Annotated in this window: 8 protein-coding genes; 5 read left to right on the top strand and 3 right to left on the bottom strand. The window is 61.9% G+C overall.

What is annotated here, in order from left to right; all coding sequences use genetic code 11:
* The first annotated feature begins 81 nt into the window (after positions 1-81).
* Positions 82-5,277 (top strand): dermonecrotic toxin domain-containing protein, encoded by a 5,196-nt coding sequence (locus HU737_RS16765; RefSeq protein ID WP_186556190.1) that lies wholly within the window; start codon positions 82-84, stop codon positions 5,275-5,277.
* 112 nt (positions 5,278-5,389) lie between these two features.
* Positions 5,390-6,307, top strand: a complete 918-nt coding sequence (metR, locus tag HU737_RS16770) for a transcriptional regulator MetR (RefSeq protein ID WP_186556189.1) — start codon at positions 5,390-5,392, stop codon at positions 6,305-6,307.
* Here metR and HU737_RS16775 read toward each other — a convergent pair.
* Positions 6,291-6,704, bottom strand: a complete 414-nt coding sequence (locus HU737_RS16775) for an NUDIX hydrolase (RefSeq protein WP_186556188.1) — start codon at positions 6,702-6,704, stop codon at positions 6,291-6,293. The genes metR and HU737_RS16775 overlap by 17 nt on opposite strands.
* A 574-nt stretch (positions 6,705-7,278) precedes the next feature.
* Here HU737_RS16775 and HU737_RS16780 point away from each other — a divergent pair.
* Positions 7,279-11,556: a DEAD/DEAH box helicase gene (locus HU737_RS16780; protein ID WP_186556187.1), complete on the top strand. Its 4,278-nt coding sequence runs from the start codon at positions 7,279-7,281 to the stop codon at positions 11,554-11,556.
* A gap of 56 nt (positions 11,557-11,612) precedes the next feature.
* Here the strand turns inward: HU737_RS16780 and HU737_RS16785 are convergent, their stop codons facing one another.
* Complete coding sequence (locus HU737_RS16785) at positions 11,613-11,867, bottom strand: type B 50S ribosomal protein L31 (protein WP_186556186.1); 255 nt, start codon at positions 11,865-11,867, stop codon at positions 11,613-11,615.
* 178 nt (positions 11,868-12,045) lie between these two features.
* Here HU737_RS16785 and HU737_RS16790 point away from each other — a divergent pair, with 178 nt between their 5' ends.
* Entirely contained in the window at positions 12,046-13,665 is a 1,620-nt protein-coding gene (locus HU737_RS16790) for an FMN-binding glutamate synthase family protein (RefSeq protein WP_186556185.1), read from the top strand.
* Between the two features lie 39 nt (positions 13,666-13,704).
* On the opposite strand, the gene HU737_RS16795 is transcribed toward HU737_RS16790, so the two are convergent.
* Positions 13,705-15,123: an amino acid permease gene (locus HU737_RS16795; RefSeq protein ID WP_186556184.1), complete on the bottom strand. Its 1,419-nt coding sequence runs from the start codon at positions 15,121-15,123 to the stop codon at positions 13,705-13,707.
* Between the two features lie 437 nt (positions 15,124-15,560).
* On the opposite strand from HU737_RS16795, the gene HU737_RS16800 reads away from it, so the two are divergent.
* The gene (locus tag HU737_RS16800) at positions 15,561-18,689 is read left to right on the top strand and encodes a transglycosylase domain-containing protein (protein WP_186556183.1); all 3,129 of its coding nucleotides are present in this window, start codon (positions 15,561-15,563) and stop codon (positions 18,687-18,689) included.
* Positions 18,690-18,697: the final 8 nt, after the last annotated feature.

The raw sequence follows: 18,697 nt of genomic DNA on the forward strand, positions 1-18,697 counted from the left end.
CTATCTACCTACCTGGTCTGCATCACGGGTTTTCTAATGCTCAGGCCAATTTCGGCTTAGGTGCAATCATGGAAACCCTCGATGACCGACACTCTTCCTTCAGTTATCGCCTCACCTTTCATAGCGGCCCAGCCGCTAACCCTGACCCGCACGACGCTGCAAGCCAAAGCCAGTTGCCAAAAAGCGCAAGACATTTGCCACGAGCTGCTCAAGCAAGCTCCACGGCTCAGTTTGGTTATTCGCTCGCTGCTTGACGCTAAACCTGCAACTGATCCGAACGAACTGACAATGGCGGAGATGAATCTGCCAGACACCCTACGCAAACGCTGGCAGGCTTACTGGAAGGGCCGCGCGCAGGGCACGTCCTTGAGCCGCCAACAACATGCGCAGCAATACTATGTAATCTACTTTCAGGCAGCGCTGAGCCTGGCTTCGGCGGCCACCCAGATCACTGAGGCTCAGCTACGGCCAGTCAGCGGCTTGCAGAACGATCCTGAATGGAAAATGCTCGACGGCAAAACCATCACCATCGAAAGCCCCTCCGGCGCCTCTGGGGCCCTGGTATTCAGGGTCGAGGGTGAAGCGCCACAGCTACTCTATCTGCCTGGACGCGCCACAGCCTTTAGCAGCCATGCCACACGCCAAGACCTGGAAAACCAACTGCCAGACCACACAGGCAGCATCACCTATCGACTGCTGGATGATGTAGCCCAGGGCTTTAGCGCTTTGCTCGATAACTACCTGCAAGCCGCACTCGACAACCTTGAAGACGCCAGCGCAGATAACCCTGGCAACCTCGCCTCGGTGGCCCTCAGCCAGGCACTAGCGTGGGAAACGGCACATCCCACCCCCCAGCTGTTTTTTACTGAGGCAAGTCCTGCCCTCGCGCAAACTAACGAACACGCAGCGCAGCTTTCGCTGTTTGACCTAGGTGGCCTGGGTCCTGAAAGTTCAGATACAGCCGCGTCGGCCCAAGTTGCCAGGCAGATGCAGTTGATCAACGATTTGAGCGACAGCGACGCAAAAAAACTTCAGCCGCTGCAAAAGTCCTTGCAAGAACAACAGGAAAACGCCAGGCAAGCCACGCAAACGTTGTTGCGCTCGCCCCGCTGGCACTCGGCCGCCACCACCCTGCAAACCAACTCGGCATTGCTCAAGGCCCATCGCCAAGGGCTGCAGGTTCACGCGCAAATTCAGCAGCTGCTTGGACAAATCAGTAGTGCGCAACTGAGCGCTGTGCAATCCATTCTCGATCTGGGCGGGGATTTTCCTGCCAGCGACAGCAATGTGCGCGCGGCCTATCCACTGCTAAAACAGCAAGCTCATAGTGAATTGGCTGACAGCGCCGGTGAGCAGCATCTGCGCGAAGTACTACTGATAACCGACGCAGCGACCTTGAGCGCTGCCACTGACGGCCCGATATTGCTGTACTGGCCAGGTGAACACGGTGGGCTTCTGCATTGCCCGAACCGCCTGGCCCTTGCCAATTGCCTGGGCATGAGTGAAGCGCATCAGTCGGTGGATCTGCTGCAGATCAACGGTGATGTACTGGCGCAGACCCTCAACGCCACGCTCAGCCGTATGCGCACGCTCACGCAGCAGGTTCAAAATGAACAGGGTCTGGCAGCTTTGGCCACTGAACTTCCGCCCCTCAAGGAAACACTCGAACAACGCCTGCAGATACCTCGCCATGCCGCACGCGAAACGGCGCTTCGCCTTATCCAAGAGCAAGATCAGGTGGTGAGCAAGGCTGCGCCGCTGGCAACCCGCTTCAGTAGGCTGTCACCGACTACTCGTCAGGCGCTGAGCAGTCTGATGCCCGAATACATCAATGCAGTAAAGCGCAGCGAAGCGTTACTGACCAAGGATCTACAGGAGTGCCAGACTTTTGCTCGAACGCTGATCAGGCAACGGCTGAAACGCGACTTTCCGCACTACGACAACAGTGACATAGGCCTCGACCTGCCACGTAGCGTCGATCTGGTCACGGATATTGTCACTGGTGGGACACCAGGCACGGTCACGCGAAAAGTCTACAGACCCAGCCCTGAACGAGAAACGATCAACCTTGTTACCCTGCTGCTGGAAAACATCGACGAGAACATGCTGAGGCGGCTGAACCATTTGCGGCTGGATTTAGCCACCGACGATACTGCCCTGAAATCGACGCTTACGGCGGGACTCAATGCCGAGTACCTGCAAAAACTGGTCAAGGAGCTAGACCTAGCCAATGCCTATGAACAGCAGATCCTTGCTGCCTATAAAGGTCTAGACGACAGCCCTTTATGGGCCGAATATCGACGCGAATGCTTGACTACGCCGGTGCAGTTGATGCTGCGGATGCAGGGCCTGCTGTTGCACGGAAAAGGCGTATTGAATGATCAAGGCTTGGCCATCCTGCAGATCGCCATCCGGGCCGACAGCCGTTCGGCTTATCAAGCGAAAGGCTATGACATCCGCCTGCTGGCGGCGACGCTGACCTCAGGCGGCGCCGACACCGATTTTGGCCCAACCACCTTGTCCGGTGTCACGTTCATTGAAGACCGTCGCTCAGGCGTCACGCTGTTATATCTACCTGAGCATGCGAGTCACCCATTAGCTCAGCACGCAAGCCTGGAGGCCGCCAGGCTCAGCCTCTACGAGCGCAGTCGCGAAGAAACGCAAAGCCACTACTTGGCCGGCAGGGCGCTGCACGGCGACCTTCAGGCGCATATGTCGCGCATCCGGAAGGCTCATCTGCATGACTTCTCAGGTGTGATCGGCGTGGGCGCACAGTGGCCTGCGACCACCTCACTGGCCGAGCATCTGCTCAATGCACAGATGGGCCGCGCGATCGTGGCTCATCGGGCCAGTACTCGCTCCAACGACCAACTCTGGATGGAGAATTTCACCCATCAAAGCAACATGATCTTTACCTATCTGAAGCTTGCGATAGGTGTAGTGCCACTGTTCGGCACTGCCATTGGCATCTACGATCTGTTCGAATCGGCAGCGCGTGCGGTCAACGCGTTTACCCAGAGCAAGATTATCGAGGGGCTCGAAGCGCTCAACGATATAGTGCTCGCGGTGATCGACACGGCGATGGATGTGGCCACCGGCATCGGCGTCAATTCACTCACCCTGCGCCAACTGACACGCCAGCGTCAGCTTCGTAACCTGCGCAGCATGAGTTCAGCGCAACTGCGCTTGGATGCCCGCGCACTCTCACGAGTCAAGCGCTTCGCTGGCTATGAATATCAACAAGCCCTCTCCATGAACGGGGTGTCCGCCGCGACGCACGGACGCTATCGGGGTATTTACCGACATACCCAAGGCGACTTCATCCAGATCGAGCAGCAGTTTTATCAGGTGCAATGGGACGCTACCGCTCACACCTGGCGTCTGCAGGGCACCATCCACAAAGGCTGGAAACGAGCAATCAGCCTGGATGAGTACGGACACTGGGATACGCACTTCGCTCTGCATGGCGTTCATCTGCTCGGTGCAGGCGCAGGTGGCGGTCAGGTTATCGGGCGTCTGGCCGAGCAGCTAGACCCCTTCTGGCCAGCAGCCATACGCGAGCAACTGCCGCGTTTTCTGGTCGACCAGCACTATCGGCGACAACGCAGGGTAACTTCCAAAGCCTTTGCCGATGAGGCCAGCTTGATCGCTTCTATCAAGCGCAGTAATGGGCTAGCGCAACGTAATGCGCCGGGGGCGGAGTTGCAGGCGAGCTTTCTCGACGACATCACGCGGGGCAAGCAAACTTACCAATCCTGGGACGAAGTGCTGCAGATCAGCGCTCGCAGGAACCAACATACACCTATGACGCAGAAAGCGCGTGCCGCTAAGCTGATCTGCGAGCGCCTGTTCAATCTGATCGAACTGCTGGCCAAGCGAGGTCGCGGCCGCCTCATCGAGATGGCGCACCTGCAGATGCGCGTGCTAGGTGTGGATGAATTTGCCGAGCAGCTACCCTTGCTGCGGCAATGGCGACAGAAAGCGATTGAGCACCTGAAAGAGCGCGACGAGATGTTCCAGGGCATGGAAGATCTGGCCACTTGGTTCCAACGAGCCGAGCGTGACCCTCAGCTACACGCCTCCTACCAGCGCTACCAGCAGCATTTGAACGGCGAGTTCAAAGCCTACTTCGACACCCTGCACCTGATGCCTGCAACCTTGCGCCATAACAACCCCTCAGTGGTGGCCGAATTTCTTGTGCAGCGGCTCGCAGAGTTCGAAGAAGCCATTCACCGAACGCGCAATACCGTCATTGACCTGCGCGAGGTGCAGGTCAATGCCGCGCAAAGACGCCTGATCTATGAACAGGCGCGCGGCGTTTTCAGTCAGTACAAGCGACGCCTGCAAAGCACTTATGCCAGTTTTCCAGAGCTGTTCGATGAGTCCTACCTCACGCGCCTGTACAGCAATCTCGATACCCTGATCACCATGTCAGACACTCAGCTCAGGCGCCTACCGCAGCGCCAGCGTACGGACGGGGCGCCCTCGCGTAGCCCCAGGTTGTTCCTGGACACGGATGGTCATTGGCTGGTCGGCGATTATCAGCCAGCCACTACGAGTCGGCCTGCCCAGATGGTCATGCATAAGGATGATGGCTCTGTGCTCAAGCGCTTCGAGGCCGATGGCGAGCGCTGGCGTCAGCGGGCAGCCGACAGGCCCACGCGAGCACATGAATTGCGCGACCTTAAACACGTCGCCAACCAAGCCATGGCTAACCTGCCCAGCTATCGCAAACGCATTCAGACCTATCAGCGCCAAGGCATGCTGGCAGTAGACGTCGAACACATGATGGTGATCAAGGCCGATGACCTGCAACGTTATGCCGATCGGCTACAGCAACTCGACCCATCAGCCCACGAGCCAGCCAGACTCCGCACTCAAGCCCAAGCGCTACGTGCCGAGGGGCGGTCCATGCGCATTGCCCAGGTAAAGCAAAGCGCGCAACCCAGCGAGGGCCAGTTGAGTTACCTGATCGAGCAGCGCCAGGTTGAATTGCGTCGCGCAGGCCAGCGGCAGATGCTCAGCGAGCGCGATTATCTTCAGGAATACCAGATCGTCGACCTCGCCAACCACGACCATGCGCTACTTTGGTATGCGCACTTCCACTACCGTAGCGCCGATACCCCATTCGACAAGTTCAGCGCAGCGCATCTCAAACGCGCCGAGGACCGCTTCCTCGGCCCGCAATGGCAGGCAGCTCAGGCCGAACCCAGCAACATCTGGCGCGGGCCGCTATCACGCAGCATAGCCAACCAGCACTTCGCCGCACTCGCCTAGCAAGCACTTGGCAGGGCCTGCCCTGCCTTGCCAAGTGATCGACAGACATCGCAACTTGAGCCAAACTCAACGACTTTCCCATCCGCTGCAATATCGCTCATGAGAAGTCGTTGTGCTTGAGATCCGCCACCTGAAAACCCTGCATGCCCTGCGCGAGGCCGATAGCCTGGTCGAGGCCGCCGAACGCCTGCACTTGACGCAATCGGCGCTGTCCCACCAGTTCAAGGAACTCGAAGAACGCCTTGGCCTGCCCATCTTCGTGCGCAAGACCAAGCCGATCCGCTTCACCAGTGCCGGCCTGCGCCTGCTGCAACTGGCCGACGCCACCTTGCCGCTGCTGCGCGGCGCCGAACGCGACATCGCCCGCCTGGCCGGTGGCACCGCGGGTCGTCTGCACATGGCGATCGAATGCCATAGTTGTTTCCAGTGGTTGATGCCGACCATCGACCAGTTCCGCGATGCCTGGCCGGAAGTCGAGCTCGACCTGGCTTCAGGCTTTGCCTTCGCGCCACTGCCAGCGCTGGCCCGCGGCGATCTGGACCTGGTGGTGACCTCCGACCCGCTGGACCTGTCGGGCATCACCTACGTGCCACTGTTCACCTACGAAGCGATGCTGGCAGTGGCCAATCAACACGCCTTGGCCAGCAAACCCTACATCGTGCCCCAAGACCTGCTCGACCAGACGTTGATCACCTACCCAGTCGAGCGCGACCGCCTGGATATCTTCACCCGTTTCCTGGAGCCCGCCGACATCGAGCCGGCGGCGGTACGCACCTCGGAGCTGACCGTGATGATGATGCAGTTGGTCGCCAGTGGCCGTGGCGTGTGCGGCATGCCGCACTGGGCGCTGCATGAGTACAGCTCGCGCGGCTATGTAAAGGGCAAGCGTTTGGGTGAGAAAGGCCTGTTTGCCACGCTTTATGCGGCGGTGCGCACCGACATGCTCGATGCGCCGTACATGCGCGACTTTTTGCTGACGGCTAAAGACACTTCGTTCGCCACCCTCGATGGAGTCAGCGCGGTACGTTGAGGCCCTGGCGGTAGAGCGGCAGGATCAGGTCGCGGGTCAGCGGCGCCAGCTCAAAGGTTGGCGTCTGCTCGGCTGCCAGCCATAACACCTCTTCGATTTCCGCAGCCGGGGCCACAGCCTCGGCGCTGTGTACGCGAAACAGTTCGGCCTGCACCTCAAAGCCTGGCTCGTTGGCCGCTGGGGCGCTGAATTGGCCCAGGTACTCGGCGTGCTCAGGGTCGACGCGCAGGCCGAGTTCTTCATGGAGTTCGCGCACCAGGGCTTGCTGCGGGGTTTCCCCGGCATCGATCTTGCCACCAGGTTGCATGAAGGCCTGGGTGCCGCGTTTGCGCACCAGCAGGGTGCGACCCTGGGGGTCGATCAGCAGGGCGGCGGCGATGCGGATGATGTTGGTCATGGAAGGGCTCGCAGGCTAAACAGCGGCTGAGGATAACTGATCTGGGGTGTCTGTAGCGGCCCTATCGCGGGGCAAGCCCGCTCCCACGCCAGTCGATGATGGTGGGGGTCATGGAAGGGGGCGCAGGCTAAGACAGCGACCGAAGATTACTGATCTGGGGTGGCTGTAGCGGCCCTGTCGCGGGGCAAGCCCGCTCCCACGCCAGTCGATGATGGAGGTGGTCATGGAAGGGCTCGCAGGCTAAGAAAGCGACCAAAGATCACTGATCTGGGGTGTCTGTAGCGGCCCTATGGCGGGGCAAGGCCGCTCCCACGCCAGTCGATGATGGAGGTGGTCATGGAAGGGGGCGCAGGCTAAGACAGCGACCAAAGATTACTGGTCTGGGGTGGCTGTAGCGGCCCTGTCGCGGGGCAAGCCCGCTCCCACGCCAGTCTGTGATGGTGTTGGTCGGGTGGAAGCGGCTCCCAGGTGAGCAAAATCGACTGGCGTGGGAGCGGGCTTGCCCCGCGATAGCGTTGTACAGGCAGACGAACGGCCCCTTGCCAACCCGCGCCATGCCCTGCATAACCAATGCATGAACCTCCCTGCCCTGCACCACCCGGTCCTGGATCTGTTCCACCCCGCCGTTGGCAGCTGGTTCGGCCAGCGCTTCGCCACGGTCACCGACGCCCAGGCGCGTGCCTGGCCGCTGATTCACAGTGGCCAATCGATGCTGCTCGCCGCCCCCACCGGTTCGGGCAAGACCTTGAGCGCCTTTCTGGCGGTACTCGATGAGCTGTTTCGCCAAGGCCTGGAGCACGGCGGTGAACTGCCTGCGCAAACCCAGGTGGTGTATGTTTCACCGCTCAAGGCGCTGTCCAACGACATTCGCCTCAACCTGCAGGTACCCCTCGAAGGGATCAGCCAAGCCCTCGAAGCCCAGGGCCTGAAGGCGCCGCGGATCACCACGGCGGTGCGCACCGGCGATACTCCGCAAAAAGACCGTGCGGCCATGCGCAAACTGGCTCCGCATATCCTGGTGACCACCCCGGAATCGCTCTACGTGCTGCTCGGCTCGGGGTCCGGCCGTGCCGGCCTTGCGCAGGTGCACACAGTGATCGTCGATGAGATTCATGCCGTGGCCGGAAACAAGCGCGGCTGTCACCTGGCGTTGACCTTGGAGCGCCTGCAAGCCCTGTGTGGCAGGCCGCTGCGGCGTATCGGCCTGTCGGCCACGCAACGCCCGGTAGAGCGCGTGGCGCAGTTTCTGGTCGGCCATCAACGGCCCTGCGCCATCGTCGATGTCGGCCATGCACGCCAGCGTGATCTGGCCATCGAAGTGCCGCCGGTACCGCTAGGGGCGGTAATGGCTACCGATGTGTGGAACCTGGTCTACGACCGCCTCGCCGCCCTGGCCCGCGAACACCGCACCACGCTGATCTTCGTCAACACCCGGCGCCTGGCTGAGCGCCTGACCCGTCATCTGGGCGAGCGCCTGGGCAATGCGCGGGTCGCCGCTCACCACGGCAGCCTGGCCAAGGAGCACCGGCTGATTGCCGAGCAACGGCTGAAAGCGGGCGAACTGCAAGTGCTGGTCGCCACGGCTTCGCTGGAACTGGGCATCGACATCGGCGAGGTCGAGCTGGTCTGCCAGATCGCCTCGCCCGGCTCGATCGCGGGCTTCTTGCAGCGGGTCGGACGTTCAGGACACCAGGTCGATGGCGTACCCAAGGGGCGGCTGTTCCCGACCTCTCGCGATGACTTGATCGAATGCGTGGCCTTGCTCGATTGCGTGCGCCGGGGCGAACTCGATGAGTTGCACACGCCCAAGGCGCCGCTGGATGTGGTGGCCCAGCAGATCGTTGCCGAAGTCAGTAACCAGCCGTGGTCCGAACAGGCCTTGTTCGACTGCCTGCGCCAGGCCCAACCTTTTGCCGAGCTGGACCTGCGCCATTACCAGTCACTGCTGCGCCTCCTGGCCGAGGGCTACAACGGCCGCCAGGGCGTGCGTGCCGCCTATGTCCACCGCGATGCGGTCAGCGGCATGTTGCGCGGGCGCCGGGGCAGCCAGCTGACCGCGCTGACCAGCGGCGGCACCATCCCGGAAACTGCCGACTATGCCGTGCTGCTCGAACCCCAGGCGTTGAACATCGGCAGCGTCAACGAAGACTTCGCGGTCGAAAGCATTGCCGGCGATATCTTCCAGCTGGGCAATGCGTCGTACCGCATCCTGCGCGTCGAGCCCGGTCGGGTCAGGGTCGAGGACGCCCATGGGCTGCCGCCGACCATTCCGTTCTGGCTCGGCGAGGCGCCTGGGCGCAGCGACGAGCTATCGACCGCAGTGGCCCGGCTACAAGCCCGTATCGATGAGCAGCTGCAGCTCAGTGGCGGCGAACCTGAGCCGGTCCGCCAGTGGCTGCAGGACAGCTATGAACTGCACCAGGACACCGTCAGCCAACTGCTTGATTATCTCCAGCGTACCTGGCAAGTGCTCGGCGCCCTGCCCTCGCAGCAGACGCTGGTGATGGAGCGTTTCTTCGACGAGTCTGGCGGTACCCAGCTGATCATCCACTCACCCTATGGCAGCCGGATCAACCGCGCCTGGGGGCTGGCCCTGCGCAAGCGTTTCTGCCGCACCTTCAATTTCGAGCTGCAAGCTGCGGCCAGCGAGGACGCGATCGTACTCTCGCTGTCGACCAGCCACAGTTTCGAGCTCGACGAAGTGTGGCGCTACCTGTCGAGCAAGAGCGCCGAGACGATCCTGATCCAGGCCGTGCTCGACGCCCCGCTGTTTGGCGTGCGCTGGCGCTGGAACGCTGCGGTAGCCCTGGCCCTGCCGCGTTTCGTCGGCGGGCGCAAGGTGGCGCCGCAGATCCAGCGAATGAAGAGCGAGGACCTGGTTGCAGCCGTGTTCCCAGACCAGATCGCCTGCCTGGAAAACATCGCCGGCGAACGGCAGATCCCCGATCACCCGCTGGTCGAACAGACCCTCGACGATTGCCTGCACGAAGCGATGGACAGCGAGGGCTGGCTGGCCCTGCTCAGGCGCATGGAAAATGGCCAGGTGCGCCTGCTCAGCCGTGACTTGCCGGCGCCATCGCCCTTGGCGGCGGCCATTCTCAATGCGCGTCCCTACGCCTTTCTCGATGATGCCCCGCTCGAAGAGCGGCGCACCCAGGCGGTGCTCAATCGGCGCTGGAACGAGGTGCACAGCAGCGACGAGCTTGGCGCACTGGATGCCGAGGCGATTGTCGCAGTGCAGGATGAAGCCTGGCCGCAACCGACCAGCAGCGACGAGATGCATGAGGCACTGATGAGCCTGGGCGCCATCAGCCAGGCTGAAGTAGAAGGCAACCCTGGTTGGCAGGCACTGCTGCACACTTTAGCCAAGGCCGGACGCAGCACCTGCCTGCATACGCCCGGCCAGCCACTGTGGCTGGCCCGCGAGCGCTTGAACCTGTTCACGGCGTTGTACCCGGGCGCACGGCTTGAACCGTCTGTAGACCTGCTTGCTGGGTTCGATCACCCCATAGATACCGATACCGCACTCACCGAACTGCTGCGCGCCCGCCTCAGCGGCTTTGGACCTCTGACGCTCTCGCAGATCGCCGCCCCGCTGGGCTTGGCGGAGCCGGACATCGAGCAGGCCCTGGCACGCCTGGAGCAGCAAGGCTATGTGTTGCGCGGTCACTTCAGCCCAGCCAGCCAGGCGCTGCAATGGTGTGAGCGCCACCTGCTGGCGCGAATTCATCGCTACACGGTCAAACGTCTGCGCCGAGAGATCGAGCCGGTCAGCCTGCAGGACTTCATGCGCTTTCTGTTCGATTGGCAGCACCTGGCCAGCCAGGATCGCTTGCGCGGGCCTGAGGCGATCAGTGAAGTGCTGGGGCAGTTGCAAGGCTTCCCGAGTGCTGCCGGTGCCTGGGAGGCAGACCTGCTGCCAGCGCGGATCAAGGACTACAGCCCACATTGGCTGGACGATGCCTGCCGCAGCGGGCAGTGGGCGTGGAGCCGGCTGGCGGCGACGGCGTCGAGCAGTACCCTGTCGAGCACGCCACTGGTGCTGCTACCGCGTGAGCACTTGGGGCTGTGGCGCAGCTTGGCCAGCGCGCCTGAGGTGAGTGAGCTGGGGCCACGTGCGCAACGGGTGCATGAGGCATTGCACCGCCACGGGGCGTTGTTCTTCGATGAATTGAGCCACGAGGCCCACCTGCTGCCCAGCGAGTTGGAGTCCGCCTTGCAGGAGCTGGTGGGCTCGGGCCTGGTCGGCGCAGATAGCTTTACCGGCTTGCGCAGCCTGATCACACCCGCCGCCAAGCGCTCATCGCGCATCAGCCGCCGTGGCCATCCGCCGATGTCCAGCAGCATGGCTCACGCCGGACGCTGGGCATTGCTCAGGCGCAATAGCGCCGAGCCCGATCACGATCAACGCCTGGAGCACATTGCCCGGGCGCTGTTGCGCCGCTATGGGGTGATCTGCTGGCGCTTGCTGGAGCGCGAAAGCGATGCCCTGCCGCCGTGGCGAGAGATGCTGCGCTGTTATCACCGGCTGGAAGCGCGCGGCGAGATTCGTGGTGGGCGTTTCATTGCGGGGTTGGCGGGGGAACAGTTTGCCTTGCCCGAAGCGGTCGGGCTGCTGCGCCAGGTCAGGCGGCGGGCGCTGGATGGCGAGCTGGTGATGGTAAGTGCCAGTGATCCGCTGAATTTGATTGGCACATTATTGCCAGGGAGCAAGGTGCCTGCGGTGAGTGGCAATCGGCTGCTTTACCGCGATGGCCTGCCGGTGGCTGCGCGGGTGGCGGGCAAGTATGTGTTTTTGCTTGAGGCGCCTGCCGAGCAGGAGGCCTGGCGGCTGAAGTTGCTGCGTGGCTGAGGGCCTCATCGCGGCGCCCCGACTTGCCCCGCGATAGGGCCCTCGGCCAATCTGAACTAACGCGCAGTGAACCCGGCAAAACGCTTGTTGAACCCAGCCACTCGCCCTTCCACGGTGGTCTTGCGCTGCTGGCCGGTATACACCGGATGCGAAGCGCTCGACACATCCAGGGCCACGTACGGATAGCGCTGGCCATCGCTGTGCTGGTGGGTACGATCAGTCTCAACGGTTGAGCCGATCAGGAAATACACGTCGGCAGCGGTGTCATGAAACAACACTGGACGATAGGCAGGGTGGATATCAGGCTTCATGGCAAATGACCTCAATCGCTAAGTGATACTTTATAACATACTAAAAGCGAATGATTTTTGATACTGCAATTTTCATTTTTTCCGCTGCCGGCAAGGCTGGCCATTGGCTTGGTTAAAGGGCTATGGTCGGGGTTTGACCCAGGCCCTGAGCCTGACCGAGCCATCGCAAGGATTACGTATGAGCCTGTCACTTCTCAGTCGCTATGCCTTCTTCGCCGGGTGTGTGCTGTTCACCCTGGCCAGTCTGCCGCTGCTGCATCATGAATGGCTGTGGCCGTTCACCCTGACCACCGCCATCCTCAGCTTGATCGGCCTGTTCGACCTGCTGCAAAAGCGCCACGCGGTGCGCCGCAACTATCCCATCCTGGGTAACATCCGCTACCTGGTCGAAGCCATTCGCCCGGAGATCCGCCAGTACCTGCTGGAGGCCGACAGCGATGCCCTGCCCTTCTCCCGCGCCCAGCGTTCGCTGGTCTATGCCCGCGCCAAAAACGAGGCATCGGACAAACCATTCGGCACCCTGATCGATGTCTACGAGTCGGGCTTTGAATTCATCGGCCACTCCATGCGCCCGGCGCCGCTGGCCGACCCTGCCAGTTTCCGGGTGATCATTGGCGGCCCGCAATGCCGCCAGCCCTATTCAGCGTCGATCTTCAACATCTCGGCGATGAGCTTCGGCTCGCTCAGCGCCAATGCCATTCGTGCCCTCAACCAAGGCGCCAAACTGGGCAACTTCGCCCATGACACCGGCGAAGGCAGTATCAGCCCCTATCACCGCGAGCACGGCGGCGACCTGACGTGGGAGCTGGGCAGTGGCTACTTCGGTTGTCGTACCGCCGATGGGCGCTTCGACCCCGAGCGCTTCGCCGAACAGGCGCGCAATCCACAGGTGCGGATGATCGAGATCAAGATGAGCCAGGGTGCCAAGCCCGGCCACGGCGGCATCCTGCCCAAGCACAAGGTGACCCAGGAGATTGCCGAGACGCGCAGCATCCTGATGGGCGAGGACTGCATCTCGCCGTCACGCCACAGCGCCTTCTCCACCCCGATCGAGATGATGCAGTTCATCGCCCAACTGCGTGAGTTGTCTGGTGGCAAACCGGTCGGCTTCAAGTTCTGCCTGGGCCATCCGTGGGAGTTCATGGGCATCGCCAAGGCCATGCTGGAGACTAGCATCCTGCCCGATTTCATCGTCGTCGATGGCAAGGAAGGTGGCACCGGTGCGGCGCCAGTGGAGTTCACCGACCATATCGGCGTACCGCTGCGCGAAGGCCTGCTGTTCGTGCACAACACGCTGGTTGGCTTGAACCTGCGCGACAAGATCAAGCTCGGTGCCAGCGGCAAGATCGTCAGTGCTTTCGATATCGCCAGCGTATTGGCGATTGGCGCCGACTGGGCCAACTCGGCGCGCGGCTTCATGTTCGCCATTGGCTGCATCCAGTCGCAGAGCTGCCACACCAACAAGTGCCCGACCGGGGTGGCGACTCAGGACGCCTTGCGCCAACGGGCGCTGGTGGTGCCGGACAAAGCCAACCGGGTGCTCAACTTCCATCACAACACCCTGCGCGCCTTGGCCGAAATGCTCGCTGCAGCAGGCCTGGATCACCCTGCGCAACTGGAGGCCAAGCACCTGGTGCGGCGCATTTCGGCGACCGAGATCAAGTTGTTCTCGCAGATGCATGTGTTCCTCAAACCTGGCGAGTTGCTCACCGGTGAGGTCAATGGTCAGTTCTATTCGCGTATGTGGCAGCTGGCCAGGGCGGACAGCTTCGAGCCGCACAGTGAGGTGGCGGCTTAGGGATTTTGGGGCCGCTTTGCGGCCCCAAAATTGTTTACCTCAAGAAGCGGTACTCACTACCCCTTGCACCTCTTTGGGCGCCAGACGGAACGCGTAGTACAACCCCGTCAGCAACACCAGGAACGCCGGGCCAATGTACAAGGCCACGCGAGTCTCCTCGAAGTACGCCATCAAGCCCACTACCAGCACCAGGAACGCCAGCGCCAGGTACGAGCTCAGCGGCCACAGCCACATGCGGTACTTCAGCGCCTTGCGCTCAGCGCTGCTAAGGCCTGCGCGGAACTTGAGCTGGGCCAACAGAATCATCACCCACGTCCAGATCGCACCGAAGGTGGCGATCGAAGTCACCCAGACGAAGACTTTCTCCGGCACCAGGTAGTTGGCCAACACACCCAACAGCAAGGCGGCAATCGACAGCAGCAGCGCATTGCGCGGTACGCCGTTTTTCGAGGTACGGGCGAAGGTCGCCGGCGCCTGGCCGTTCTGCGCCAGGCTGTAGAGCATGCGCCCGGTGCTGAAGATCCCGCCGTTGCACGACGACAGCGCGGCAGTGATCACCACGAAGTTGATGATGCCAGCCGCAGTCTTGATGCCCAGACGCTCGAAGGTCATCACAAACGGGCTACCCTGGCTGCCGATTTCGTTCCACGGGTAGATCGACAGGATCACGAACAGCGCGCCGACGTAGAACAGCAGAATGCGCCAGAACACCGAGCCAATCGCTTGGGGGATGGTCTTCTGCGGGTTGCGTGCTTCACCTGCCGTGAGGCCGATCATCTCCACACCCAGGTAGGCGAACATGACCATCTGCAGCGACATCAGCACACCGGTCACGCCATTGGGCATGAAGCCGCCGTTGCTCCACAGGTTGGAGATGCCCATGGCCACCCCGTCATTGCCCAGGCCAAAGGCGATGATGCCGATGCCGCCGAGGACCATGGCGATGATGGTGACGATCTTGATCAGGGCGAACCAGAACTCGAACTCACCGAAAGCCTTGACCGCGATCAGGTTGATCGCACCCATGCTGCCCAGCGCCGCCAGGGCCCAGATCCAGCGCGGCACATCGGGGAACCAGATGCCCATGTAGATGGCCACCGCCGTGATCTCGGCAACGCAGGTCACCAGCCACAGGAACCAGTAGTTCCAACCGGTCAGAAAGCCCGCCAGGGGGCCGAGGTAGTCTTGGGCGTAGCGGCTGAAGGAGCCAGCGACCGGATTGTGCACGGCCATTTCGCCGAGCGCGCGCATGATCACCAGGATCGCCAGGCCGCCAATGATGTAGGAAATCATGATGGCCGGGCCGGCCATTTCGATAGCTTTGGCCGATCCGAGGAACAGGCCGACACCGATACAGGCGCCGAGGGCCATCAGACGGATGTGCCGTTCGCCCAGTTCACGCTTGAGTGGGCCGCCTTGAGCGGTCTCACCATGGGCAGGGTGGTTGCCGACTGGCATAGCAATACAACCTCATTTTGTTATTGGATATGACCTTCGTGCAGCACTAGCCTCGCCGATGAGCGGGGCGTCGTCTTGCCGGGCCAACCTCGTGGGTTGATCCGTCCACCCGCACCAGAGGCGCGGGCAGGGCGAAGGGGTCGAGCAGTATAGGAAGCCAACTGTAGGGCTTTTCACTATATAAACAGGGAAATTTGGCGAGAATTCTCGGCAAATTGCCCCTTTACCTAGTGTGTTTTTGCCGCTGCTGCAGTGCTCATCGCAGCAGCCCCAAAATGGTGCAGCCACCCTAACAACTTCCACGCAAATTGGAAGCCGCACCAAAGCCTTATATTCCCACCGCAGATTTGGCCACTTCTTACAAAATTTTCACCAATTCCGGCCAACGTCTAAGCTTCAGACAAGTAAGACGAAATTACCTGGCCGGATTGAAGACTATGGGCGCACTGTGGCAATCGGAACCAACCAGAACGGACGCACCTGAAGCAAATCTGGCTGAAGCTCCGGCGCCAAAGACCCCTCGCCAGCGCCGGCTGTGGTGGCGGTTGATTTTGCTGATCGTGCTGGTGGCCATCGTCGCCATCGGTTTTGCCGCCTATGACGAGGTGCAGACCTCGAATCTGCAGTCACGCGAATTCAGCCGGCTGGCCAGCACCCTCACCTATTCGCTGGAGCCTGGCCCAAGCGATGCCATCGTCTACCCCGGCGAAGGTCCGTTCGACAAACGCTTGGGTTACAGCGCCCTGGGCGAATTCCTGCCGCGCCTGCTCAAGCGCGACTACCTGATCAGCCAGCAGGTGCAGTTCTCCCCGGCCCTGATGAACTACGTCGACCACGGCCTGTTCGTGCCTTACGTGGAAAAGATCCAGGCGGGCCTGTCGATTACCGACTGCCGGGGCGACACGCTGTACCAGTACAACTACCCACAGCACCTGTATCCAAACTTTGCGGCGATTCCGCCGGTGATCGTCAACAGCCTGCTGTTCATCGAGAACCGCGACCTGCTCGACCCGCACGACCCGCGCAACAACCCGGCCGTCGACTGGCCGCGCTTCGCCAAGGCAGCCTACAGCCAGGTGGCCAAGTACCTCGCCTTGCCGGGTCAATCGGCGGGCGGCAGCACCCTGGCTACGCAGCTGGAGAAATACCGCCATTCGCCAGATGGCCTGACCGTGTCGGGCGCCGAGAAGATCCGCCAGATGTTCTCGGCCAGCGTGCGCGCCTACCAGGGCGGGCCGGACACCACCGAATCACGCCAGCGCATCGTGCGTGACTACCTCAACAGCGTGCCGCTCTCGGCAGTGCCTGGGCATGGCGAAGTGCACGGCATGGCTGAGGGTTTGCGGGTCTGGTACGGCGCTGATTTCGACCAGGTAAACCAAGCGCTGGCGTCCACCGCCACCGACCAGGCCAGCATGGCCCAACGTGGCCTGGCCCTGCGCCAGGTGTTATCGCTGATGATCGCCCAGCGCCGGCCTTCGCATTACCTGACCAAAGGCCGCATCGAACTGGCTGAACTGACTGATTCGCATATTCGCGTGCTCGCTGCCGCCAACGTCATCGAGCGACCACTGGCTGACGCGGCGCTGGCCAGCAAGGCGGTGTATCGCGACTGGGTGGCCCAGCCGACCATCGTGCCGATCGTCACCAACAAGGGTATCAGCCTGGCCCGCAACCGCCTGGCAGCGATGCTCAATCGCCCGCTGTATGACCTCGACCGCCTCGACCTGTCGGCCACCAGTACCCTGCAGGCCGACCTGCAGACGCAAGTCAGCCAATACCTGAAAAACCTTTCCGACCCGGCCTTCGCCGCGCAGATCGGGCTGATCGGAGAACGCTTGCTGACCACCAAGACCACCGACCAGGTGCGCTACAGCTTTACCCTGTTCGAGCGCACCGCCGATGGCTCGCGGGTGCGCGTGCAGACCGACAGCACCGACCAACCGTTCGACATCAACGAAGGCAGCAAACTGGAACTGGGCTCGACCGCCAAGCTGCGGGTACTGACTACCTACCTGGAAATCATCGCCGAGCTGCACGACAAATACGCGGGCAAACCCGTCGCCGACTTGAAGAAAGAACCTGTCGCCGAGCTCGACCGGATCACTCAGTGGTCACTGGAATGGCTGATCCAGAACAGCAAGAATCAGAGCCTGGACGCCATGCTCGACGCCGCCCTTGAGCGCAAGTACTCGGCCAATACCGGTGAAGCGTTCTTCACCGGTGGCGGCATGCATGTGTTCAACAACTTCCGCAAGGAAGACAACAGCCGCAACCCCACTCTCAAGGACGCACTGCGCGAATCGATCAACCTGCCGTTCATCCGCCTGATGCGCGACATCGTCCGCTACGTGACCTACCAGCAGCCGTTCAACCGGGCGCCGCTGCTCAAGGACGACTCCGACCCGCGTCGCCAGGAATACCTGGCGCGCTTTGCCGACCGGGAAGGCACCAACTACCTGATGCGCTTCTGGAAGAAGTACCAGCGCAAGACCTCCCAGCAGCGCCTGGACACCTTCCTCGACAGCATGCGCGTGACCCCGCAGCGCCTGGCTGCGGTGCACCGCTACCTGTTCCCAGAGGCCGGACAGGAGACGTTCAATGCCTTCGTGCGCGCCCATAGCAAAGAAGACAAGAAGGCCCTGGCCAAGCTCACCGACGGCCGCCTGTCGGAGATGTACGACGCCTATGGCCCTGGCAAATACGACCTGCCCGACCAGGGCTACATCGCCAAGGTTCACCCGCTCGACCTGTGGCTGCTCGGCTACTTGCTGAAAAACCCGGGGGCGACCCTCACCGAGATGGTCAACGCCAGCCGCTTCGAGCGTCAGGAGGTGTACAGCTGGCTGTTCAAGAGCCGCCACCAGGGCGCGCGCGACAGCCGCATCCGTACCATGGTCGAGATCGAGGCGTTTCTCGATATTCACCAGCGCTGGAAACGCGTCGGCTACCCGTTCGATCACCTGGTGCCCTCGCTGGCCACTGCCATCGGCAGCTCGGGCGACCGCCCTGCGGCACTCTCCGAACTGGTCGGGATCATCCAGAACGATGGCGTGCGCCTGCCCACCTTGCGCATCGATACCCTGCACTTCGCCGCCAATACCCCCTATGAAACCAAGCTGATCAGCGACCCGGACCGCGGCCAGCGAATCCTCCCGGTGGAAGTTGCCCGGGCGCTCAAGGGCGCCCTGTCGCAAGTGGTCGATGCCGGTACCGCGCGGCGCATCTCCGGCAGCTTCAAGCTGCATGACGGCACTGCGCTGGTGATGGGCGGCAAGACCGGGACCGGTGACAACCGCATCGAAAGCTTCGGCGCCGGTGGCCGGCTGATCGGCTCGCGCTCGCTCAACCGCACCGCCACCTTCGTGTTCTACCTGGGCGACAACCACTTCGGTACCCTCACCGCGTTCGTTCCAGGTCGCACGGCAGAAGCCTTCACCTTCACCTCGGCATTGCCGGTGCAGGTGCTCAAGGGCATGGCGCCGATTCTCATGCCGTACCTGGAGCCGGGCAGCGCCACCGAGTGCAAGGCACCGCAAATGGCTATGCGTGCAAATGCCCCCTAGAAAAGTAC

It is taken from the genome of Pseudomonas urmiensis (assembly GCF_014268815.2).
Taxonomy (GTDB): domain Bacteria; phylum Pseudomonadota; class Gammaproteobacteria; order Pseudomonadales; family Pseudomonadaceae; genus Aquipseudomonas; species Aquipseudomonas urmiensis.